This is a genomic window from Novilysobacter erysipheiresistens (assembly GCF_036663935.1).
Lineage (GTDB): Bacteria > Pseudomonadota > Gammaproteobacteria > Xanthomonadales > Xanthomonadaceae > Novilysobacter > Novilysobacter erysipheiresistens.
Window position 1 is genome coordinate 28,126 of the sequence record NZ_JAXGFP010000003.1, and the last position, 22,060, is coordinate 50,185.

Sequence of the window (22,060 nt, forward strand, 5' to 3'; positions counted from 1 at the left end):
ATCGATGCATGCCGCCAATTCCCCGACCGCTCTTCCGGCCGCCCACCCATCGGGCGACGACCTGTTCGCCGAGACCCTCGCGCCGTCTCTCTCCACCACCGCCGCTGCGGCCTCCCGTGGCGACCCGGCCGAACTCGAAGCATTGCTGCAGCTGGTCGCCGGCGGCGGCCCCGCAGCCCCACGTCGACGGCTCCTGCGACAGGCCACGCCGGCCGCGGCCCTCGCCGCGGGCCCGGCGTTGTGGCGCGCTTGCGGCCTGACCGGGCCGCAGCTTGCCGCCCTGCAGTCGCCGCCAACGACCGCGTTGGAGCGCGCCGCCCAATGGCTCGACGACGCCAACCACCACTTGCTCGGCTGGCACGATCCCGATTACCCGCCGCTGCTGCGTCGATGCCCGAATCCGCCGCTGGCGCTGTTCGTCGCCGGCGACCCGGGTTTGCTGTGGCACCCGGCGGTCGCGATCGTCGGCAGCCGCGCGCCGACCCCGGCCGGCCACGACAATGCCGGCGAATTCGCCCGAGCCCTCGCCCGCGGCGGCCTGCTGGTCGCCAGCGGCATGGCCGCCGGCATCGACACCGCCGCACACCAGGCCGCGCTGTCGGTCGGTGCGCCGACCGTGGCCGTGCTCGGCACCGGCCCGGACGTGCCGTACCCGCGCAGCAATGGTGGCCTGCACGGAAAGATCGTCGAACACGGCGCGATCGTCAGCGAACACCTGCCCGGCACCGGACCGCGCCGCGAACACTTCCCGAGCCGCAACCGGATCCTCGCCGGCCTCAGTCTCGGGATTCTGGTCATCGAAGCGGCGCACCGCTCCGGCGCGTTGATCACCGCCCGGCTCGCGGCCGAAAGCGGGCGCGAGGTCATGGCCTTGCCCGGCTCGATCCACAACCCGCTAGCGCGCGGCTGCCACCGGTTGTTGCGCGACGGGGCGGCGCTGGTCGAACGGCCCGAGGACGTCATCGAACTGCTCGCCCCGGCGGCGGCGAACCTGGCCGGTGACTTGCGCCAGCGCCTGCTCGCCCCCACGTCGGTCGGCACCACCGTCGTCAGCAGCGCCCTTCACGATCCTGAGTCGGGGCTGGTGACGACCCCGACCCGCCCGGCCCGGAGTGAACCGCCGACCCCCACCCACGGTCCAAACCTGCAGTCGGAGGCCGCCGACGGTGCGGAGCGCGACCACCACATCGTGTGGTGCGCGCTCGGTCACGACCCAACCGGTATGGACCAGTTGGTCGAACGCACCGGATTGACGGCCGCCCGACTGTCATCCATGCTGCTACTCATGGAGCTGGAGGGTCGCGTGGCGGCGCAACACGGCCGGTATTTTCGCAACCGTTGAACCCACCTGCACGGGTCCGGCGGTCTCAGCAACTCCTGACCCACCGCGCCGCTGGCGGCGCAGGCCGAGGGGAAATGAAAGAAAGCATCCTGGACGTCCTGCTGTACCTGTTCGAACACTACTTCACCGAAGATGCGGACCTCGTCCGCGACCGTGAAAACCTGCAGAGCGGCCCGCTGTTCGAGGAACTGGGCCAGGCCGGCTTCAGCCCGGCGGAGATCAACAAGGCCTTCGAATGGCTCGACGCGCTGGCCCTGCAGCGGCCGGCGGCCACGCCTGCACGCGCCGACGGCCCGGTCCGGGTCTACGCCGGCCCCGAACTCGACCGCCTCGACACCGACTGCCGCGGCTTCCTTCTGTTCCTGGAGCAGCGCGGAATACTCGACGCCGGCCAGCGCGAGCTGGTGCTGGACCGCGCGATGGCGCTGGACCAGGACGGCATCGACCTGGACGACCTCAAGTGGGTGGTGCTGATGGTGCTGTTCAACCAGCCCGGCAGCGAGGCGGCCTACGCGTGGATGGAAACCCAGATGTTCGAGGAAGATCCCGAGCCGGTGCACTGAGCGACAGGGGGGGCGACTGCCCACCCGGGGCCGCATTCACTAAGATGTGTGCGTTGCGACCGGCTTCGCCCCGGCCGACCTGCAAATGGCTTGACAGCAGTGCCCGCCGCGTGATTCCACTAAAGAAGCATTCCTGAACGCCCGGGGTCTGCCCCGGGCGTCGGCCTTGCCCGATCCCGGCCGGTCCCGGCACTCCCACCCGGCTTGACGGCGCCGCCTTCACGGCGCGCCCCCGCCCCCAACGACAGGCTCTGCCGCGTGGCCAAGAACCTCCTCATCGTCGAGTCGCCGGCCAAGGCCAAGACGATCAACAAGTACCTCGGCAAGGACTTCATCGTCCTGGCGTCCTACGGCCACGTCCGCGACTTGGTGCCGAAGGAGGGCGCGGTCGATCCCGATGCCGACTTCGCGATGCGCTATGACCTGATCGAGAAGAACGAGAAGCACGTCACCGCGATCGCCAAGGCCGCCAAGAGCGCCGACGCCGTCTACCTCGCGACCGATCCGGATCGCGAGGGCGAGGCGATCAGCTGGCACATCGCCGAGATCCTGCGCGAGCGCGGCCTGCTCGACGGCAAGACCCTGCAACGGGTGGTGTTCACCGAAATCACCCCGCGCGCGATCAAGGAGGCGATGAGCCGCCCGCGCGACATCGCCGCCGACCTGGTCGACGCGCAGCAGGCGCGCCGCGCGCTCGACTACCTGGTCGGTTTCAACCTGTCGCCGGTGCTGTGGCGCAAGGTCCAGCGCGGCCTGTCGGCCGGCCGCGTGCAGTCGCCGGCGCTGCGCATGATCGTCGAGCGCGAGGAAGAGATCGAGGCGTTCAAGGCGCGCGAGTACTGGAGCATCGAAGCCGAGTGCCAGCACCCGAGCCAGGCCTTCAGCGCGCGCCTGACCAAGCTCGACGGCGCCAAGTTCGAGCAGTTCACGATCACCGACGGCGACACCGCCGAGGCCGCGCGCCAGCGCATCGTCGCCGCCGCCAATGGCGCGCTGCACGTCACCGACGTCACCAGCAAGGAGCGCAAGCGCCGCCCGGCCGCGCCGTTCACCACCTCGACCCTGCAGCAGGAGGCCGCGCGCAAGCTCGGCTTCACCACCAAGCGCACCATGCAGGTCGCGCAGAAGCTCTACGAGGGCGTGGCGCTCGGCGACGAGGGCACGGTCGGCCTGATCAGCTACATGCGTACCGACTCGGTCAACTTGTCGGTCGAGGCGGTCAGCGAGATCCGCGACGTGATCGCCCGCGATTACGGCACCAAGGCGGTGCCGGACCAGCCGGTCACCTACAAGTCCAAGTCGAAGAACGCGCAGGAAGCCCATGAGGCGGTGCGTCCGACCTCGGCGCTGCGCACCCCGGCGCAGGTCTCGCGCTTCCTCGAGGACGACGCCCGCCGCCTGTACGAGTTGATTTGGAAGCGCGCCGTCGCCAGCCAGATGGTCCCGGCCACACTCAACACGGTGTCGGTCGACCTCGCCGCCGGCAGCGAGCACAGTTTCCGCGTCTCCGGCACCACCGTGATCGATCCGGGCTTCCTCGCCGTCTACGAGGAAGGCAAGGACGCCAAGGCCGCCGACGCCGACGACGAGGGCCGCAAGCTGCCGCCGATGAAGACCGGCGACCGTATCCCGCTCGACCGCATCCACGCCGACCAGCATTTCACCGAACCGCCGCCGCGCTTCTCCGAAGCCTCGCTGGTCAAGGCGCTGGAGGAATACGGCATCGGCCGGCCGTCGACCTACGCCTCGATCATCGCGACCCTGCTGTTCCGCAAATACGTCGAGCTCGACAGTCGCCGCTTCCGCCCGAGCGATGTCGGCCGCGCGGTCAGCAACTTCCTCTCCGGCCACTTCACCCAGTACGTCGACTACGACTTCACCGCCAAGCTCGAGGACGAGCTCGACGCGGTGTCGCGCGGCGAGGAGGAGTGGGTGCCATTGATGGAGCGGTTCTGGACGCCGTTCAAGCAGATGGTCGACGACAAGATGGAGTCGGTCGACCGCAGCCAGGCGACCGGCGCGCGCGAGCTCGGCACCGACCCCAAGACTGGCAAGCCGGTCAGCGTGCGGCTGGGCCGCTACGGGCCGTACGCGGCGATCGGCAGCACCGCCGAGGACGCCGAGGACAAACCGAAGTTCGCTTCGCTGCGGCCGGGCCAGAGCATGCACACGATCTCGCTGGAGGACGCGCTGGAGCTGTTCAAGATGCCGCGCGCGCTCGGCCAGTCGAATGGCGAGGACGTCAGCGTCGGCATCGGCCGGTTCGGGCCGTTCGCCAAGCGCGGCAGCGTGTACGCCTCGCTGAAGAAGGAGGACGACCCGTACAAGATCGACCTGGAACGCGCGGTGTTCCTGATCGAGGAGAAGGAGGAGATCGCCCGCAACCGGATCATCAAGGAGTTCGACGGCAGCGACATCCAGGTCCTCAACGGCCGCTACGGCCCGTACCTCAGCGACGGCAAGCTCAACGGCAAGATCCCGAAGGACCGCGAACCGGCCTCGCTGACGCTGGAGGAAGTCGTCAAGCTGATGGAAGAAACCGGCAAGCCGATGCGCAAGGGCTTCGGCAAGAAGGCGCCGGCGAAGAAGGCCGTGGTGAAAAAGGCCGCGACGAAAAAGGTCGCGAAGAAGGCGCCGGCCAAGAAAGCTGCGAAGAAGACCGCCAAGAAGGCAACGAAGAAAGTTGAAAAAAAGGCCACCAAAAAGGTAGTGAAGAAGGCCGCAGCTCCAACGCGCTGACAGCTTCGGGTAGGAACGACGTAAGTCGCGAGCTGTACATCGCCTCCAGCATTCGGCGGTTCGCGACTTACGTCGCTCCTACATCGAACAAGCGCAGTCGGACGACCACCCCGGCTCGCGTACCAACGGCAGCGCTATGCTTTGACAATGATCGAAGCCGCCCCCGACCTCGCTCCCGCCATCGCCGCCCTGCACCGCGGCGGCGTCATCGCCTACCCCACGGAAGCTGTGTGGGGCCTGGGTTGCGACCCGTTCGACGAAACCGCGGTGACCCGCCTGCTCGCGATCAAGCAACGGCCGGTCGACAAGGGCCTGATCCTGATCGCCGGCACCCCGGCCCAGCTCGACGGCCTGCTCGACTGGCAAACCTTGCCGCCAGCACGCCGCGACGACGTGCTCGCCTCCTGGCCCGGTCCCAACACCTGGATCGTCCCGGCCACCGCGCGGGTACCGCGCTGGATCACCGGCACCCACGACGGGGTCGCGGTGCGGGTCAGCGCGCATCCGACCGTGGTCGCGTTGTGCGCCGCGTTCGGCGGGCCGCTGGTGTCGACCAGCGCCAACCCGGCCGGGGCCGAACCGCCGCGCCGGCTGGATGATTTCGATCCGGCCCTGCGCGCCGCCGTCGATGCGATCGTTGCCGGCGACACCGGCACCCAGCAACGCCCCACGCCGATCCGCGACGCCCGCAGCGGCGCTACCTTGCGGCCCTGACCGGCACCTGCGTCCGGACATGCACACCGGGTTCACCCGCATCCGCCTTGGCGGGTGCAAGATGGCGGCATGCGCTCCCGCCTGCCACTGCTGCTTGCGCTTGCCGTGTCGCCGGCATTGTCGCTGGTTCTGTCACTGGCCTTGCCAATGAGCGGCCAGGCGCACGCCGCGGCCGACCAGGTCACGATCTACCGCTGCACCGACGCCGATGGCGCGCTGACCGTGCGCAACACCCCGTGCGAGCGCGGGGAGCGCCAGCAGGTGACCGAGATGCAACGCCCGAAGGACCCGCCGGCGAGGCCGAAGGCCAAGTCGACCAGGCCACCGCCGGCCCCCGCCCCGGTTTCGCAAACCACTCGAGTGATCGTGGTCGAACGCCCACCGCCGGTCTACGAATGCACTACCGCCGACGGCGACACCTACACCAGCACCAGCGCGGCCGGCAATCCGCGCTGGGTGCCGCTGTGGACGCTGGGCTACCCGGCGCGCCCGCCGTACGCGTACCCACGCCGGCCATCCAACGGCGTGGTGCAACGCCCGCCGCTCGACCTGCCGGTGCGGCCGGCTGGCAGCCCCGCCCACCTCGGCAACGACCTGGTGTTCGACGACATCGGCCGGCCGAGTCCGCCGCCACCGGGTGACCCGCAACGCGCGCCGGAACTGCCGCCGGCCGTCGGCCTGGCTTACACCCCGGGTACCTGGATCAATGACATCTGCCAGCCGCTGCCGCCGGCCGAAGTCTGCCAGCGCCTGCGCGACCGCCACTGGGAACTCGGCCGCCGCTACAACAGCGCGCTGCAGAGCGAGCGCGAGCAGATCGATGCCGAGCAGCGCCGGATCGACGCGCAGTTGGACCAACAGTGCGTCGGTTGAGCAGGGCGCGCGCCGCATCGGCGCTGGGACTGATGCTGGCAACGGTCTCCGCGCCCGGCCTCGCCCAACAGTCGGTGGTGATCTATCGCTGCACCGACGCCAGCGGCGCGGTCACCGTGCAGAACGACGTCGCCTGCCCGAAAGGCAGCCAGCAGCAGCGGCGCGTGATCGAGACCGAGGCGCCGCCGTACACGCCACCAGCGCCACCCGCCGCGCCCGCGGAGCCCGCACCGCTGGTTGCCGTCGTACCAATGCCCGCGCCGAGCGTGATCGAACCGCCTCCAGCGGACGCGACCGTCGACCTCCCGCCACCGATTCCGCTAGCCGAACGCACCGCGCCGCCACCACTGTTCGCCTGCAAGACCTGGAACCGCGAGGAGTACCTCAGCGACGACCCGGTGCCGGCCGAGCGCTGCGCGCCGATGCAGACCACCGGTCTGGGCGGCGACCCGGCGATGGGTGCCGGCGCGGCTTGCATGATGGTGACCGACTTCTGCCAGCCGGTGCCCGAGGCGGCGCTGTGCGAACGCTGGCGCGACCACCTGATGCGCGCCGAGGCGATCGTCGAGTTCGACCGCGCACGCGATCCGGTCGCGGCGAAAACCGAACTCCAGCGCCTGCGCACGATCGTCAGCCACAGCACCTGCAGCTGACCGCGCGCGTGGCGATCAGAACCCGTAGCGCAGGAACCCGCCATCCACCGCGATGCACTCGCCGGTGACGTAACTGGACGCCGGCAGGCACAGGAACGCGACCGCCGCGGCAACCTCTTCCGGCTCGCCGATCCGGCCCAACGGCGTGCGCAGCAGCACCTCGTCGAGGTAGTCGGGATCGGCCAGTTTGCTCGAGGTGCGGCGGGTGCGGATGTACCACGGCGCGACCGCGTTGACCCGGATCCCGTCCTCGGCCCACTCGACGGCGAGGTTGCGGGTCATCTGGTGCATCGCCGCCTTGCTCATGCCGTACGGCGCGCCGGTGCGCACATGGGTCAATCCCGACACGCTGCCGACGTTGACGATGCTCGATGCGGCGTGGCGGGTCAGCAGCGGATGCAGGTAGCGCGACAGCTCGAACGCGGAGAACACGTTGACCTCGAAGATCTCCCGCCATTCCTCGTCGCTGTAGTCGGTGCTCGGCTTGCTGGCGTTGGCGCCGGCGTTGTTGACCAGGATGTGCAGGCCCTCGCCGAAATCCTCGACCCAGTCGAGCAGTTCGCGGCGCTGCTCCTCGATGCCGACGTCGCAGGCGAAACCCTGCACTTCGCGTTCGGGGAAATCCTCCAGCAGTTCGGCGCGGGCATCGTCGAGGCCGGCGCTGTCGCGCGCGGCCAGCAGCACGTCGGCGCCGAAACCGAGCAGTTCGCGCGCGATCGCGCGGCCGATGCCGGCGCTGCCGCCGGTCACGAGTGCCAGTTGGCCGTCCAGCCGCCAGCGTTTGGGATCCATGCCTGCTCCTGTCGATGCGCCTGTCGGCGGCGTCGCGCGGCCACATGCGGGCCGGCACGCGACCGGCGTAGCATAGCCCCGAGCCACGACGAGGAACCCACGATGCCGCGAAGCCCGCTTGTTTTCGTCGCGCTGCTGGCGCTGGCCGCCTGCAAGCCGACCCCGCCCGACCCGGAGCGACCAGTGGAGCCGCAGGCGCAGCACACCGAGTTGCGCGAGGCGATCCATGAGCCGCTGGACAAGGCCAAGGCGGTCGAAGAGGACTTGCAGAAGGCCGCGGATGCGCAGCGCGCGGCGATCGAAGCGGCCGGGGGTTGAGCGCCGGGCTCGTTTGCGGTTGGGGGTTGCGGTCGACTTCGATGTAGGAGCGAGGTCGGCATGCCGACCTCGGTGAGTCGCGACCCGCCGAACGGTTGGGGCGATGTACAGGTCGCGACTTACGTCGCTCCTACGACGCCCCCGGATCCGACCGTGGGGCGTCACATGCGCCTTATTTGAGGCTGCAGAAGCAGTAGGCCAATGCCTTCACCGGCACCCCGGCGACCGGGGTGATCGCGCCTTCGAGCAGCTCCAGGTCGGCCCGCGCCTGCGGCATCGCCTTGGCCAGAAGGCCGCGCGCCAATGCCGAATCGCCGAGCAGATTCACGCCAATGCGGCTCTGCGCGAAACCGGCGAAGAACTGCTCGAACGGGGTCGGGATCTTCTCGACGTAATGCACCGCGTAGTCGCCGACCTCGCCGAGTTCGGCGCGCTTGGCGGCGTCGGCAATCGCCGCCTTCAGGCCGCCCAGTTCGTCGACCAGGCCGCGCACCTTGGCCTGCGCGCCGCTCCAGACCCGGCCGCGGGCGACCTCGTCTATCTTCGCCACCGGCTGCTCGCGCGCCTCGGCAACCTTGCCGATGAAGTCGCGGTAGCCCTTCTCGATCACCGACTGGATGATCTGGCCGACCTGCGGGTCGAGCTCGCGGGTGATGTTGAACGCGCCGGCCAGCGCGGTGGTGCCGACGCCGTCGGTGTTGATGCCGATCTTGTCGAGCGCTCGCGGGATGGTCGGGAACATCCCGAAAATGCCGATCGAGCCGGTGATCGTCGACGGATCGGCGTAGATGCGGTCGGCGTTCATGCTGATCCAGTAGCCGCCGGACGCGGCCAGGTCGCCCATAGACACCACCACCGGCTTGCCGGCCTGCTGCAGCGCGACCACCTCGCGGCGGATCTGCTCGGAGGCGAACACCTCGCCGCCGGGCGAATCGACCCGCAGCACCACCGCCTTGATCCTGTCCTCGTCGAGGGCCTGGCGCAGCAGCGCCGAGGTCGACTCACCGCCGATCGTGCCCGGCGGCTGCTCGCCACCGGTGATCGCGCCGGCGGCGACCACCACCGCAACCTGCGGCCGCGGGTCGGTGGCCATCTGCAGCCCGGTGTCGAGGTGGGCGAGGTAGCCATCCAGCGACACCTGGCGGAAACCGCCCTCGGCGTCGGGGTCGGCGACGCCGCGCTCGACCAGCAGGTCGGCGACCTCGCCGCGGGTCTTCAGGCCGTCGACCCACTTGTGCTGCAACGCGTAGCGGGCGAGGTCGCCGCCGACCGCGGCGAGCCCGGCCGGCAACTGCGCCAGGTCGCCGGCGATCTGCGAGGGGGCGATCCCGCGTGCCTGGCCGACATCGGCGAGGTAGCGGTTCCACAGGTCGTTCATCCAGTACAGGTCGGCTTCCTTCGACTCCGGCGAGGCCGCGTCGAGCACGAACGGCTCGGCCGCCGACTTGTACTCGCCGACCTTGAACAGGTGCACGTCGACGCCGAGCTTGTCCTCCAGCCCTTCGCGGTAGTACTGGCGGTAGCGGCCCAGGCCTTCCAGCAACAGCCCGCCCATCGGGTCGAGGTAGACCTCGCCGGCCTCGGCGGCGATCAGGTACTGCTCCTGGCCCATCATTTCGGAGAACGCGACGACCTGCTTGCCGCTCTCGCGCAGTCGCGCCACCGCGGCGGCGACTTCGCGACGGCTGGCCATGCCACCGCCGGTCAGTTGGTCGAGTTGCAGCACCACGCGTTCGATCCGCTCGTCGGTCGCGGCCTTGTCGAGCGCGCGCAGCAGGTCGCGCAGTTGTACTTCACCGGCGTCGTCGCCCATCGCCTTGGCCAGCGCGCGGGTCGCCGGGTCGGCGCTGTACTGCTCGACCAGCGCGCCCTCGGGGGCGATCACCAGGGTGGTGCGATCGAGCAGCGGCTCGACCCGCTCGCCGGCACTGAAGAGCGCCAGCAACAGGAACAGCAGGACGAAGAACACCAGGTTGAAGATCAACCGGCGGGTGAAGTTCATCGCGTCCCACAGGCCGATGAAGAAGCGGGCGATCGGACCGCGGCGCGGGATCTGGTTCATTGCTGGCAACACTCCATTTCAGTCGGGCCAGCGTACCCGCTGGCCGCGGCGGGTTCATCCATCATTGGTCACCCGGGTGGCGTCCGGGATGCGGTCCGGCGAGCGTCGGTTCAGCAACGGCTGCAGCCGCGCGGGCCGGCTCGATCGCCAGAACCGCAGCCCCAGCAGGACCGCCGCGACCAGCAGACCGGCGATCAGGCCGACCCACATTCCGCGCGGCCCCCATGCCGGTGTGAAGCCGCCCAGGCCCAGCCCGAGCCCGGCGCCCAGCGGCATGCCGATGCCCCAGTACGCCAGCACCGCCAGCAGCATCGGTACACGGGTGTCGCCGAGCCCGCGCAACGCGCCGGCCGACAGCACCTGCACGCCGTCGGGGAACTGGAACGCGGCCGCGTACAGGAGCAGCGCCGCGGCCAGCGACGCGACCGCGATGTCGTCGGTATAGAAGCCGACGATCCACTCGTTGCCCAGCAGCAGCGCCAGCGCCGACAGCGCCTGGGTGCCAAGCACGATCACGTAGCCGGCGGTCGCGGCGCGGCGCACTCCATCGCCGTCGCCGCGGCCGAGCGCATGGCCGACCCGCACGGTGGTCGCCTCGGCCAGGCCCATCGGGATCATGAAGCACAGGCTGGCGACGTTGATCGCGATCTGATGCGCGGCCGCCGGGGTCTCGCCAAGCCGGCCGATCAACAACGCGGTGGTGACGAACAGTCCACCCTCCATCGCCACCGTCACCCCGATCGGCAGGCCCGTCGCGAGCAGCCCGCGGATGGTGTGCCAGCTTGGCGGATCGAAACGCGCGAACAGCCGCAACCCGGCAAACCGTTTGGCCCGTCGCAGATACAGCCCGAACGCGATCGCCTGCGCCCACAGCATGATCGCCGAAGCGATGCCGAGACCGCCGGCGCCGCGCTCGGGCATGCCGAACGCGCCATAGGTGAACGTGTAGCCCAGCGGCACCAGCAACAGCAGGCCGCCGAAGCCGAGCAGCATCGTCGGCAGGGTGAAGTGCAGGCCGTCGCTGAGATAGCGCATGCACAGGTAGAGGGTCAGCGCCGGCACGCCCCAGCGGATGCCGCGCAGGAAGTCGCTGGCGCCGGGGACGATCTCCGGCGCGATCCCCATCGGTCCCAGCGCGTGCACCGCCGCGGTCATGAAGGCGAACAGCGCGATCCCGAGCACCACCGACAGCCACAGCGCCTGCCGGAACAGCGCGCCGACCTCGTCGCGGCGGCCCGCGCCATCGAGCTGCGACACCGCCGGCGGCAGCGACATCAGCGTGCCCATCGGCACCATCATCGGCAGCCAGAACAGCGCGGTGCCGACCGACACCGCGGCCAGCGTCTCGGTGCCGTGGTGACCGGCGATCACGGCGTCGACGAAACCGATCAGCCCGGTCGACAGGTGGCCGAGCACCAGCGGCGCGGCAAGCACGCCGGTGCGGCGGATTTCAGGGAGAAGGCGCGGCGGCGCGGCAGGCAGCGCAACGGGGGAAGACATCGGACGACCGGTTCGCGCGACTGCGGCCGCGCCGCCGAACCGGTGTCGGGCGCTGGCGCCGGGTCGCGGCGGCCCGCTATCTTAGCCGCTCGCCGGTGACGGCCCATGGAGTACAAGCCCCGCGATGATCGACGCCAGCAACCACGACGCCCACGCCATACCGAGCCATTGCGAGAATTGCGACGCCGCGTTGCAGGGTGAGTTCTGCCATCAGTGCGGGCAGTCGATGCACAACCCGATCCGCCACGCCGGGCATGCGATCGAGGAGTTCTTCGAGGCGTTCTGGCACCTCGATGGCCGGCTCTGGCGCACCCTGCGCGACCTGATGGTGCCCGGCCGCACCGCCCGCAATTACCTTGCCGGCCACCGCCAGCGCTACATCGCGCCGCTGCGGTTGTTCGTGGTGCTCAGCGTGCTGACGTTCTTCCTCGGCGCGTTGACCATTCATTTCGATTCGACGACAACGATCGACACCGGCGTCGAGACCGAGGCCATCACCCAGGCGCAAACCGTCGAGGCGGTCGAGCGCGAACGCGACCGCCTGCTCGCCGAGATCGAGCAGGCGCGCGCCGAAACCGCCAACCTTCCGATCGTCGACCCGGCACTGATCGCGGCCGAGGTCAAAATCCGGGGCGAGGCCGCCAATCGAATCGGCGAGTTGCGCCAAGCCACCGGCGCTGGCACGCGAGCGCCGGACGCCGGGGCGGAAGGCGACCGGGACACGCCCACGGAAAGCACCGCCGTGGAAGACGTGCCACCCGCGACTCCGCCGGCACCCGTCCCCAGCAAGGGCGAATTGTTCTCGCTCGATCACGAGGACTGGGACCCGGCTGGCAGCCGGGTCAAGATCGCCTGGCTGCCGCAGTTCGCCAATGACTGGTCCACCGGCAAGCTGCAGCATGCGCTGGTCAACATCCAGCGAATGGAAGGCCGGCCGGACCTGTGGTTCAAGGCGTTCATGGCGTCGGTGCCGTCGGCGTTGTTCGTGCTGGTGCCGGTGTTCGCGCTGCTCCTGAAGGTGGCCTACCTGTTCACCCGCCGGCTGTACCTGGAGCACCTGGTGGTGGCGCTGTACAGCCACGCGTTCCTGCTGATCGCGCTGGCAGCGATGTTCCTGCTGGCGGCGCTCGGCGGCTGGCTGGAACCGCGGCTGGCGTGGCTGGCGGGTATCGCCAACGCCGCGGTGTGGGCGGTGGGGCTGTGGATGCCGGTCTACCTGCTGCTGATGCAGAAACGCGTGTATGCCCAGGGCTGGCCGCTGACCACGATCAAGTACCTGGTGATCGGCTTCGTCTACATCTACCTGCTGGCATTCGCCGCCGCGCTGATGTTCCTGGCGCGGCTGGCGCAGGCATGAGCGGCACGGGCGCGAGTGCCGTCGGTGCGGGTGGCGCCGTGGTGTACGAGGTCAACCTCGACATCGATGCCGATGTGATCGCGGCGTACCGCCGCTGGCTCGACGCGCACGTCGCCGAGATCTGCGCCCTGCCCGGTTTCACCGGCGCGCGGGTGTTCGAGGTGGTCGAGCCGGCGACCGCCGAAGGTCGGGTGGCGCTGTGCGTGCAGTACCTGCTGCGCGACGCCGCTGCGCTCGACGACTACCTGGCCGACCACGCCGCGCGGATGCGCGCCGACGGACTGGCGCGCTTCGGCGGCCGTTTCAACGCCAGCCGGCGGATCCTGCGTTCGGCCTGACGACGCTCAACGTCGTCACGGTTTCAAGTCGTATCCAGATGTAGGAGCGACGTAAGTCGCGATCGCCTCCACCGTTCGGCGGATCGCGACTCACGTCGCTCCTGCAACCGCTGGGCATCACCGGTGCAATCGCTCCCACAACCAGTCGTCGCGATTGGCCGTGGCGGTCGACAGCAATTCGCGACGGAGCTCGGCTCGCTCCTGCGGCGGGGTGCGCTGCACCAGCACCGCCAGGTCACGGCGCTGGCGCGGATCCATCGCCCGCAATGCCGCCAGCACGCCGGCATGCTCGTCCGCCGGCATTTGCGCCAGCAGCGGCTGCAGCGCCGGGTAGTCGGCGCCGAGTTCGGGCCCCAGCAGCCAGCCGCGACGCTCGCTGCGATCGAGCGCATCGAACCGTGCACGCAGGACCTGCTGCTGCTCCGCCGGCAACTGCGCGAACTGCCGGGCGGCCGCCCGCACCCGGGCCTGCTCGATGGCCGGCAGCGCCTGCCAGGCACGAAAACGTTCGCGACGGCGGCCGCGTTCGGCCGGCGCCAAGGCATCCCATTGCGCCGCTCGCCCGCGGAACGCCTGGCGTTCGGCATCATCCCAGGCGCTCCAGCGTTCCGCGTGCCGCACCAATTCGGCACGCTGCGGCGGTTGCAGCCGCGGCAGCACCGCGGCGAAGTCCTGCAGCACCGTCGGGGTCGCATGTGCCAGCGTCGCCAACAGCACCAAACCCGCCAGGAACCACCGTCCGCGCCATCCGCTCCGGGGCGTGCACCGGGGCGGCGCTGACCGCTCAGCGCGGCTCATGCGCGGTCTCGCCGGGCGAATGCACGAGGTCGGCGTCGATATCGACTGCCGCCAACGGCGCGGTGGTCGCGGGACCATTCGGCGCCGCCGTGGCACCCGGCATCGATCCATCAACTCCCTGGGCCGCCAACCAGGAATGAAAGCCGAGCCGTTCCGACGCGGCCAGCACCTGCGGGTCGGCCAGCAGTTCGAAATCGCGATGCGCGACCAATCCGGCGTCCGCTCCGTAGCGCGAAGCCGGCGCCTCTTCCGGCAACGCGCGCTCCCAGGCCTGGCCCGGTCCGGGGCCTTCGAACAACGCGATCGTGCGCCCCCAGAAAGTCGCCGCGAACGCGACCGCGCACAGTGCCAGCAACGCCCACAACAGCGGCAACAATCCGCGTGGGCGATGGCGTGCCTGGACGCCGACACGATTGCCGCGGGTACCTTCAGGCGCAACCGCGCCGGCCAGCGCCGCTTCGCGGGTTCCGGCCAGCCGCACCAGCCGCGGCGGCGGCAGGGTCTTGATCCGACGATGGACCTGCTCGCGCAGGCGGCCCCAGGACTCGGGGTCGGCGCGGCCGTCGGGGTGGTGCGGCAGGGCCCGCTGCAGCGCCAGCCGGTAGCTCGGCACGGCGACTCCCAGCACCGCAGCGGCCGCGTCATCGTCCAACCCGGCCGCCAGCCGCAACAGCAGGGCCGCACGCGGTCCGGCGCCAAGTTGGGCGAGCCCGTCGGTCGCGTCCAGCTCCAGCGCCACCGGGGCGCGACCGCGCAAACCGGGATCGGCCAGCAGCAAGGTCCAGAATCGCCGGGGCCATTGGCCCATCGGCTGCCGCTCGGCCTCGACGACGAACTGCCGCATGGCTCGCGCCAGCGCGGCGTCACCGCGATCGGCATCGCCGCACTGCAGCTCCGCCAGCACCGCGCCGCGGCGCTCGACGCCGCGCAGGAACGCCGCCAGCGCCGGGGCCGGCCGACCCGCGAGCGGTGACGCGGCGGGCATCGAGGGGTACTCGCCGGGGGTCCCGGCAGACGAACGGACACTCATCGGAACGACTTCACCATGTCCGCATCATAGCGAGGGAAACGGCCGCGACCGGAGCTTGACAACCCCGTCAAGACTTCGCGAACAAAGCGTGACGGGGCTTTCCCGGAAAACGGTTGTGCACAGCGGGGCTCCGGTGGTCATGAACAAGCCGTTCAGCGAGTTTTACTCCCGCATTGCAGCAATGTTTCACGGGTAAATATTTGATCCTGCTCAATTTTTGTTGCATGGCACTTTTTTGACCAACCCGGCGCGAGGGCTTGTACCACCGGGATTGCGCATGCCTGCCGGACAACCATGCACAGAGTTACCCACAGGCGATGTGGATAAGGAGCATTTCCCTTGAAAAACGCGAACTTGCGCACGCTTTGTGCGCGGGCTGGAAGCAATGCAATGCAACTGCGCTCGGTCCGTTGCCGGTCGCTCGCTAGACTCGCCGGATGCCACCAGCCCCCACCTCCTCCTGCGTACTCCGCGTCGCCCTGCCGCTGCCGCTGCCGCGCCTGTTCGATTATCTCGCGCCCGAGCGAGACGGTGTCGTGCCCCAGGTCGGCGCGCGGGTGCGGGTGCCGTTCGGCCCGCGCGAACGGATCGGGGTGATCGCCGCGCTGGCGTCCGCTGCCGATGCCGACGTCCCGGAGCTGAAACCGGCACTGGAGGTGCTGGACGCGGAGCCGCTGTTTGCCGGCGAGCTGATCGACTCGCTGCGCTGGCTGGCGCGCTACACCCACGCCGCGCTCGGCGAGGTCCTGGCCACCGCCCTGCCCGGGCCGCTGCGCCATGGCGAGCCGCTGTCGGACACCCATGATTGGGCCTGGCAACTGACCGAGGCCGGCCACGCCGCGGTGGACGGCCTGCGCGCCGGCAAGCCACGGCGGCTGGCCGAACGGCTGCAACGCGGCCGACTGGACGAGACCACGCTCGACGATTCCGCTGCCGATGCCGCCATCGACGACTGGCGTGGCGCCGCCCGTTCGCTGGCCAGGCGCGGACTGGCCGAACGCATCGCAGTGGCGGCCTCCTCGCGGGCGCCGGTTCCGGCACCCGGTCCGACCCTGCATCCGCAACAGCAGGCCGCGGTCGACGCGGTGCTGGCCGCCGACGGCTTCGCCCCGTTCCTGCTCGATGGCGTCACCGGCAGCGGCAAAACCGAGGTCTACCTGCATGCGATCGCCGACTGCCTCGCCCGCGGCCGGCAGGCGCTGGTGCTGGTGCCGGAGATCGGCCTGACCCCGCAGCTGCTGGCGCGTTTCCGCGCCCGCCTCGGGGTGCCGGTGCACGCGCTGCACTCGGGCCTGCCGGACGGCGAGCGTGCACGCACCTGGGCGGCCTGCCACCGCGGCGAGGCGCGGGTGGTGGTCGGCACCCGCTCGGCGGTGTTCCTGCCGCTGCCGGACGCCGGCCTGATCGTCATCGACGAGGAACACGACGGCAGCTTCAAGCAGCTCGACGGCATCCGCTACCACGCCCGCGACTTCGCGCTGGTGCGCGCACGCGCGCTCGACGTGCCGATCGTGCTCGGCAGCGCCACGCCATCGCTGGAGTCGTTGCGCAACGCCCAGACCGGGCGCTACGCCCACCTGCGCCTGCGCCAGCGCGCCGGCAACGCGCAGCCGCCGGCGGTGCGGGTGATCGACGTGCGCAAGCGCCCGCTGCAGGCCGGGCTGTCGCCGGAACTGCTCGATGCGATCGGCCGCGCCCTCGACGCCGGCGGCCAGGTGCTGGTGTTCAAGAACCGACGCGGCTACGCCCCGGTGCTGATGTGCCACGATTGCGGCTGGAACGCGCAGTGCCCGCGCTGCAGCCTGCCCGAGCAGGGCACGCCGATGACCGTGCATGCCGGCGGCCGGCGGCTGCAATGTCACCACTGCGGCGCACGCCGGCCGGCGCCCAACGCCTGTCCCGATTGCGGCGGGCTGGCGCTGCAATCGCAGGGCGCCGGCACCGAACGGATCGAGGAAGCGCTGAAGGCGCGCTTTAGCGAGGTGCCGGTGCTGCGGATCGACCGCGGCACCACCAACCGCCGCGATGCCCTGGAACAACACCTGGCCGAGTTCGGCAACGCCCGCGGCATCCTCGTCGGCACCCAGATGCTGGCCAAGGGCCACGACCTGCCGAACCTGACCCTGGTGGCGGTCGTGGGGATCGACGAGGGCCTGTTCTCCGCCGACTTCCGCGCCCCGGAAAAACTCGCGCAATTGCTGATCCAGGTCGCCGGCCGCGCCGGCCGCGCCGACAAGCCCGGGCTGGTGCTGCTGCAAACCCACCATCCCGAACACCCGCTGCTGGCGACGTTACTGACGGGTGGCTACGGCGCCTTCGCCGAACTCGAACTGGAGCAGCGCGAGGCGGCCGGGTTCCCGCCGTTCGTGCACCTGGCGATGCTGCGCGCCGAAGCGAAGCAGGTCGAGGTCGCCAACGACTTCCTGCAGGCGGTGCGTCGCTGCATCGAGCGCGATGCCGACCGCCACCTGGAGATCAGCGGGCCGTTGCCGGCGCCGATGCCGCGGCGCGCCGGCTACCAGCGCGTGCAACTGCTGCTGTCGGCGCCGGAGCGTCGCGGCTTGCATGCCGCGCTCGATGCCGCGCTGCCGGCGATCCACACGCTGCCCGAAGCGCGCAAGGTGCGCTGGTCGCTGGATGTGGACCCGGTGGACTTGTATTGACGCGTGTCCCTCCATGTAGGAGCGACGTAAGTCGCGATGTCGCGGAGTCCCGATTGATCGCGCGTTCGCGACTTACGTCGCTCCTACATGAAGGCAGCCACGGTTTGCGAATCGCGGCTACGGCGACTTGGGAGCGTTCGCGGCCGCGGCCCGCTTCTTGCCGGCCGGTTTCTTTGCCTTCGGCTTGTCGCGAACGTGGATGGCGAGGTTGTCCCGCCGCACCTGAAACAAGTCGGTCGCCTCGATCAGGTCGCTGAGCTTTCGATAACCGTAGTTGCGCGAGTCGAACGAGGTCTGGTTGCCGATCTGGCTGCCGACCGCGCCCAGGTGCGACCAGCCGTCGTCGCCGCTGGCGGCATCGACCGCCGAGCGCAACAGTTGCACCAGCTTGGTGTCGCTGCGCAGCGCGCTGGCAGTCATCGGTTTGGCCGCCGGGGTGGCGCCGGCGTTCTCCGACTCGCCGAGGTTCTCCAGGTACAGGAACGTCGAGCAGGCCTTCACGAACGGCTCCGGCGTCTTCTTCTCGCCGAAGCCATACACCTTCAGGCTCTCGCTGCGCAGGCGCATCACCAGCGGGGTGAAGTCGGCGTCGCTCGACACGATCGCGAAACCGTCGAGGTTGCGCGCGTACAGCATGTCCATCGCGTCGATCACCATCGCCATGTCGGAGGCGTTCTTGCCGCTGCTGTAGGCGAACTGCTGGATCGGTCGGATCGCGTGCGCGTGCAGCGTCTCCTCCCAGCCCTTGATGTGCGGGTTCTTCCAGTTGCCGTAGGCGCGGCGGACGTTGGCCTCGCCGTGGCGCGCGACCTCGGCGAGGATGACGTCGATCTTGCCGGCGGGCGCGTTGTCGGCGTCGATCAGCAGGGCGATGCGTTTTGCCGGGTCGTTGACGGCCATGGCGGTTCCTTGCGGGGCGGTGGCCCGAGCCTACCGCAGCGCGCGGCTGGCGGTCGGCATTTGGTCGGCCACCACCTGGCTGTCAGACTATGTCGACGCAAGCGCAGGGAGTCGGCATGCCCGACAGTGGCAGGCAACACCATGTGGTGGTGGTCGGTGGCGGTTTTGCCGGGTTGTGGGCGACCCGCGCGCTGGCCGGCGACGATGTCCGCATCACCCTGGTCGATCGGCGCAACCACCACCTGTTCCAGCCGCTGCTGTACCAGGTCGCGACCGCCGGACTGTCGGCCCCGGACATCGCCGCGCCCTTGCGGCACATCCTGCGCGGCCAGTACAACGTCGAGGTGCGACTCGGCGAAGTCACCGACATCGACACCGCCGCGCACACGGTCACGCTGGCCGATGGCGACGCGATCGGCTACGACAGCCTGCTGCTCGCCAGCGGCGCGACCCACGCCTATTTCGGCCACGACGACTGGGCCGGTGACGCGCCCGGACTGAAAACACTCGATGACGCGCTGCTGATCCGGCGCCGCGTCTTGCTGGCATTCGAGCGCGCCGAGGCCGCCGACGATCCGGCCGAGCGCGACGCCTGGCTGAGCTTCGCGGTGGTCGGTGGTGGGCCCACCGGGGTCGAACTGGCCGGCACCCTCGCCGAGATCGCGCGCAAGACCCTGCGCCGCGAGTTCCGCCACATCGACCCGGCCAATGCACGGGTGCGACTGGTCGAAGCCGGGGCGCGGGTGTTGTCGACGTTTCCCGAATCGTTGTCGGACAAGGCGCGGCGGCAGCTGGAGAAACTTGGCGTCGAAGTCCTGACCGGCGCCCCGGTCAGCGCGATCGATGCGCACGGCTTCAGCTTGTCGCAGCCTGATCAGACGACGCGTGCGGCACCGGGCGCCAAGCCGTCGCAGATCGACGCGGCATCGGGCGCCGGCAGCGTCGGCCACGGCGTGGCGCCGGTCAGGGTCGCCGCGCGCACCGTGCTGTGGGCGGCCGGCGTCGCCGCCTCGCCGCTGGGCGCGTTGCTGGACGCCGAGCGCGATCGTGCCGGCCGGATCCTGGTCGACCCGGACCTGCGGGTGCCCGGTCATCCCGACGTGTTCGTCGCCGGCGATCTCGCCAGCGTCGTGCAGGACGGCAAGCCGGTCCCCGGGGTCGCCCCGGCGGCCAAGCAGATGGGCGCGCATGTCGCCGCCGCGATCCGCGCGCGATTGACCGGCAAACCAACCCCTGCATTTCGTTACCGGGATTTCGGCAACCTCGCGACCATCGGCCGGATGGCCGCGGTGGTCCACTTCGGCCGGCTCAAGCTGTCGGGCGTGCTGGCGTGGTGGTTCTGGCTGGTCGTGCACATCGCATTCCTGATCGGTTTCCGCAACCGGCTGGTGGTGATGCTCAACTGGGCCTGGGCGTACTGGAGCTACCAGCGCCACGCGCGGATAATTTTCGGCAAGCCGGACCCACCCGACGACCCGCCGGCCCTGTAGGAGCGACGGACTTCGCGGCACACACAAACGCAAACGGCCCGGTTGCCCGGGCCGTTGCTCGATCATCGCGATGGCGTCGATTACGCGGTGAACAGCGCCCGCATCTTCTTCAGCGCGTTCGCCTCGATCTGACGGATACGTTCGGCAGACACGCCGTATTCGTCGGCCAGCTCCTGCAGGGTCACCTTGTTCTCATTGCCGAGCCAGCGACGCGCAACGATGTCGCGCGAACGCTCGTCGAGTTCGGCCAGGCCTTCGTGCAGCAGCGCGATCTGGCTGTCCTCGGAATCCTCGCGCTCGTAGATCTGGGACGGGTCCTCGTCGCTGGTGCGCAGGTAGGCGGCCGGCGACGGCGGCGCGTGGTCGTCGTCGTCGTCGCTGGACAGGTCGAAGCCGATGTCGCGACCGGACAGGCGCGACTCCATCTCCAGCACCTCGCGCTTGGAGACGTTGAGGTCGGCGGCGACCGCGGTGACCTCGGCGTCGTTCATCCAGCCCAGGCGCTTCTTGCTCTTGCGCAGGTTGAAGAACAGCTTGCGCTGCGCCTTGGTGGTGGCGACCTTGACGATGCGCCAGTTCTTGAGGATGAACTCGTGCATCTCGGCGCGGATCCAGTGCACCGCGAAGCTGACCAGGCGCACGCCCTGGTCGGGGTCGAAGCGCTTGACCGCCTTCATCAGGCCGATGTTGCCTTCCTGGATCAGGTCGCCGAGCTGCAGCCCGTAGCCGTTGTAGCCGCGGGCGACGTGGACCACGAAGCGCAGGTGCGAATGGACCAGCTCGCGGGCGGCGTCGAGGTCATCCTCGCCGTGGAAGCGGCGGGCGAGCGCCTGCTCGTCCTCGGCACTGAGCACCGGGATCTTGTGGACCGCGCCGATATAGGCATCCAGCGAGCCGATCGGGGTCAGCGCGTTGAGCGCGGCGACCGGCAGGCTGTTGGATACGAGGGCGTTGGAAGCGGCAATCTGGGTCATGGGGGTGATCTTAGCAGTCGTTATTGGTGAGTGCTAAGGCCCAGACGGGGCTTCAGCATCCCATTCACGGAACAATCAGCGGGATTTGGCGACACAGCGTGCCCCATTGGACGTAGGGGCGAGGTCAACGGTTTCAATGGGCGTCCGCTCGCGCTGCGGCCGAACGCCGGTTCAGGGCGACGCCAACGCGGCGGCCGGCGGCAGCGACCAGTCGATCGGCGCCTGCCCGCGACGGACCAGATACTGGTTGGCCGCGGAAAAATGGCCGCAGCCGAGGAAGCCGCGGTGGGCCGACAGCGGCGAAGGGTGCGGCGCCTTCAATACGCGGTGGCGCTGGCGGTCGATCATGGCGCCCTTCTTTTGCGCGTAGCTGCCCCACAACAGGAACACCAGGCCCTCGCGCTCGCGGTCCAGGGTCTCGACCACGTGGTCAGTGAAACCCTCCCAGCCCTTGCCGGCATGGGCGCCGGCGCGACCGGCCTCGACCGACATCACCGCGTTGAGCAGCAGCACGCCCTGCCGGGCCCACGGCAGCAGGCAGCCGTGGTCGGGCCGGGCGATGCCGAGGTCGCGCTCGATCTCCTTGTAGACATTGAGCAACGACGGTGGCACCGGCACCCCGGGGCGCACCGAGAAGCACAGGCCGTGGGCCTGGCCGGGACCGTGGTAGGGGTCCTGGCCGAGGATCACCACCCGGGTTTGCTCGAACGGTGTGGCATCGAACGCGGCGAACAGATCGGGCCCCGGCGGGAACACCTGAGCGCCGGCGGCCTTGCGCTGGCGCAGGAAGGCGGCGAGTGCCTGCATGTCCTCGCGCTGCAGATAGTCGCCGACGCGGGCCTTCCAGGAGGGTTCGAGTTTGATCCGGTCGTCGGTCATGGACCCATTGTAGGAGCGACGTCAGTCGCTACCTGTACATCGTTTGTAGAAGTGACGGGGTGCGTCGCACGGCGA

General features: G+C 69.9%; 18 protein-coding genes and 1 pseudogene. 11 read left to right on the forward strand and 8 right to left on the reverse strand.

Translation table 11 applies throughout. From position 1 onward, the window contains the following. The first annotated feature begins 4 nt into the window (after positions 1 to 4). The 6 genes from dprA to SNE34_RS06250 all read left to right on the forward strand — a co-directional run bounded on the left by dprA (position 5) and on the right by SNE34_RS06250 (position 6,884). Positions 5 to 1,342 (forward strand): DNA-processing protein DprA, encoded by a 1,338-nt coding sequence (gene dprA / locus SNE34_RS06225; protein ID WP_332615769.1) that lies wholly within the window; start codon positions 5 to 7, stop codon positions 1,340 to 1,342. 74 nt (positions 1,343 to 1,416) lie between these two features. Continuing rightward, complete coding sequence (locus tag SNE34_RS06230) at positions 1,417 to 1,905, forward strand: DUF494 family protein (protein WP_332615771.1); 489 nt, start codon at positions 1,417 to 1,419, stop codon at positions 1,903 to 1,905. Between the two features lie 258 nt (positions 1,906 to 2,163). Beyond that, positions 2,164 to 4,644 (forward strand): DNA topoisomerase I, encoded by a 2,481-nt coding sequence (locus tag SNE34_RS06235; protein WP_332615773.1) that lies wholly within the window; start codon positions 2,164 to 2,166, stop codon positions 4,642 to 4,644. A gap of 147 nt (positions 4,645 to 4,791) precedes the next feature. Then, on the forward strand, positions 4,792 to 5,358 hold the full coding sequence (gene tsaC, locus SNE34_RS06240; protein WP_332615775.1) for an L-threonylcarbamoyladenylate synthase type 1 TsaC: 567 nt from the start codon (positions 4,792 to 4,794) through the stop codon (positions 5,356 to 5,358). Positions 5,359 to 5,427: 69 nt separating this feature from the next. After that, positions 5,428 to 6,231, forward strand: a complete 804-nt coding sequence (locus SNE34_RS06245; RefSeq protein WP_332615777.1) for a DUF4124 domain-containing protein — start codon at positions 5,428 to 5,430, stop codon at positions 6,229 to 6,231. After that, on the forward strand, positions 6,228 to 6,884 hold the full coding sequence (locus SNE34_RS06250) for a DUF4124 domain-containing protein (protein ID WP_332615779.1): 657 nt from the start codon (positions 6,228 to 6,230) through the stop codon (positions 6,882 to 6,884). Before SNE34_RS06245 ends, SNE34_RS06250 begins: the two co-directional genes overlap by 4 nt. Before the next feature lie 15 nt (positions 6,885 to 6,899). Here the strand turns inward: SNE34_RS06250 and SNE34_RS06255 are convergent, their stop codons facing one another. Next, entirely contained in the window at positions 6,900 to 7,676 is a 777-nt protein-coding gene (locus SNE34_RS06255) for an SDR family oxidoreductase (protein ID WP_332615780.1), read from the reverse strand. A gap of 102 nt (positions 7,677 to 7,778) precedes the next feature. Here SNE34_RS06255 and SNE34_RS06260 point away from each other — a divergent pair, with 102 nt between their 5' ends. Beyond that, on the forward strand, positions 7,779 to 7,994 hold the full coding sequence (locus SNE34_RS06260) for a hypothetical protein (RefSeq protein WP_332615782.1): 216 nt from the start codon (positions 7,779 to 7,781) through the stop codon (positions 7,992 to 7,994). Between the two features lie 172 nt (positions 7,995 to 8,166). On the opposite strand, the gene sppA is transcribed toward SNE34_RS06260, so the two are convergent. Then, the gene (sppA, locus tag SNE34_RS06265; protein ID WP_332615784.1) at positions 8,167 to 10,056 is read right to left on the reverse strand and encodes a signal peptide peptidase SppA; all 1,890 of its coding nucleotides are present in this window, start codon (positions 10,054 to 10,056) and stop codon (positions 8,167 to 8,169) included. A gap of 54 nt (positions 10,057 to 10,110) precedes the next feature. After that, the gene (locus tag SNE34_RS06270; RefSeq protein ID WP_332615787.1) at positions 10,111 to 11,556 is read right to left on the reverse strand and encodes an MATE family efflux transporter; all 1,446 of its coding nucleotides are present in this window, start codon (positions 11,554 to 11,556) and stop codon (positions 10,111 to 10,113) included. 160 nt (positions 11,557 to 11,716) lie between these two features. On the opposite strand from SNE34_RS06270, the pseudogene SNE34_RS14820 reads away from it, so the two are divergent. Both SNE34_RS14820 and SNE34_RS06280 read left to right on the forward strand, forming a co-directional pair. Next, positions 11,717 to 12,004 (forward strand): annotated as a pseudogene (locus SNE34_RS14820) (DUF3667 domain-containing protein); the annotation flags it as partial. A 905-nt stretch (positions 12,005 to 12,909) separates the two neighbouring features. After that, positions 12,910 to 13,251 (forward strand): DUF4286 family protein, encoded by a 342-nt coding sequence (locus SNE34_RS06280; RefSeq protein WP_332615791.1) that lies wholly within the window; start codon positions 12,910 to 12,912, stop codon positions 13,249 to 13,251. Positions 13,252 to 13,368: 117 nt separating this feature from the next. Here the strand turns inward: SNE34_RS06280 and SNE34_RS06285 are convergent, their stop codons facing one another. Then, positions 13,369 to 13,968, reverse strand: a complete 600-nt coding sequence (locus tag SNE34_RS06285) for a DUF3106 domain-containing protein (RefSeq protein ID WP_332615794.1) — start codon at positions 13,966 to 13,968, stop codon at positions 13,369 to 13,371. 67 nt (positions 13,969 to 14,035) lie between these two features. After that, a complete protein-coding gene (locus tag SNE34_RS06290; RefSeq protein ID WP_332615796.1) occupies positions 14,036 to 15,034 on the reverse strand; it encodes a hypothetical protein in 999 nt (332 codons plus the stop codon). Between the two features lie 482 nt (positions 15,035 to 15,516). On the opposite strand from SNE34_RS06290, the gene SNE34_RS06295 reads away from it, so the two are divergent. Beyond that, positions 15,517 to 17,742, forward strand: a complete 2,226-nt coding sequence (locus SNE34_RS06295; RefSeq protein ID WP_332615798.1) for a primosomal protein N' — start codon at positions 15,517 to 15,519, stop codon at positions 17,740 to 17,742. Positions 17,743 to 17,859: 117 nt separating this feature from the next. Here the strand turns inward: SNE34_RS06295 and SNE34_RS06300 are convergent, their stop codons facing one another. Beyond that, positions 17,860 to 18,642, reverse strand: coding sequence for an NYN domain-containing protein (locus SNE34_RS06300; protein WP_332615800.1), 783 nt, complete (start codon positions 18,640 to 18,642; stop codon positions 17,860 to 17,862). Between the two features lie 116 nt (positions 18,643 to 18,758). On the opposite strand from SNE34_RS06300, the gene SNE34_RS06305 reads away from it, so the two are divergent. Beyond that, complete coding sequence (locus SNE34_RS06305) at positions 18,759 to 20,132, forward strand: NAD(P)/FAD-dependent oxidoreductase (protein ID WP_332615802.1); 1,374 nt, start codon at positions 18,759 to 18,761, stop codon at positions 20,130 to 20,132. 80 nt (positions 20,133 to 20,212) lie between these two features. Here the strand turns inward: SNE34_RS06305 and rpoH are convergent, their stop codons facing one another. After that, complete coding sequence (rpoH, locus tag SNE34_RS06310) at positions 20,213 to 21,106, reverse strand: RNA polymerase sigma factor RpoH (RefSeq protein WP_332615805.1); 894 nt, start codon at positions 21,104 to 21,106, stop codon at positions 20,213 to 20,215. A gap of 171 nt (positions 21,107 to 21,277) precedes the next feature. Next, a complete protein-coding gene (gene ung / locus SNE34_RS06315) occupies positions 21,278 to 21,985 on the reverse strand; it encodes a uracil-DNA glycosylase (RefSeq protein ID WP_332615806.1) in 708 nt (235 codons plus the stop codon). Between the last annotated feature and the right edge of the window lie 75 nt (positions 21,986 to 22,060).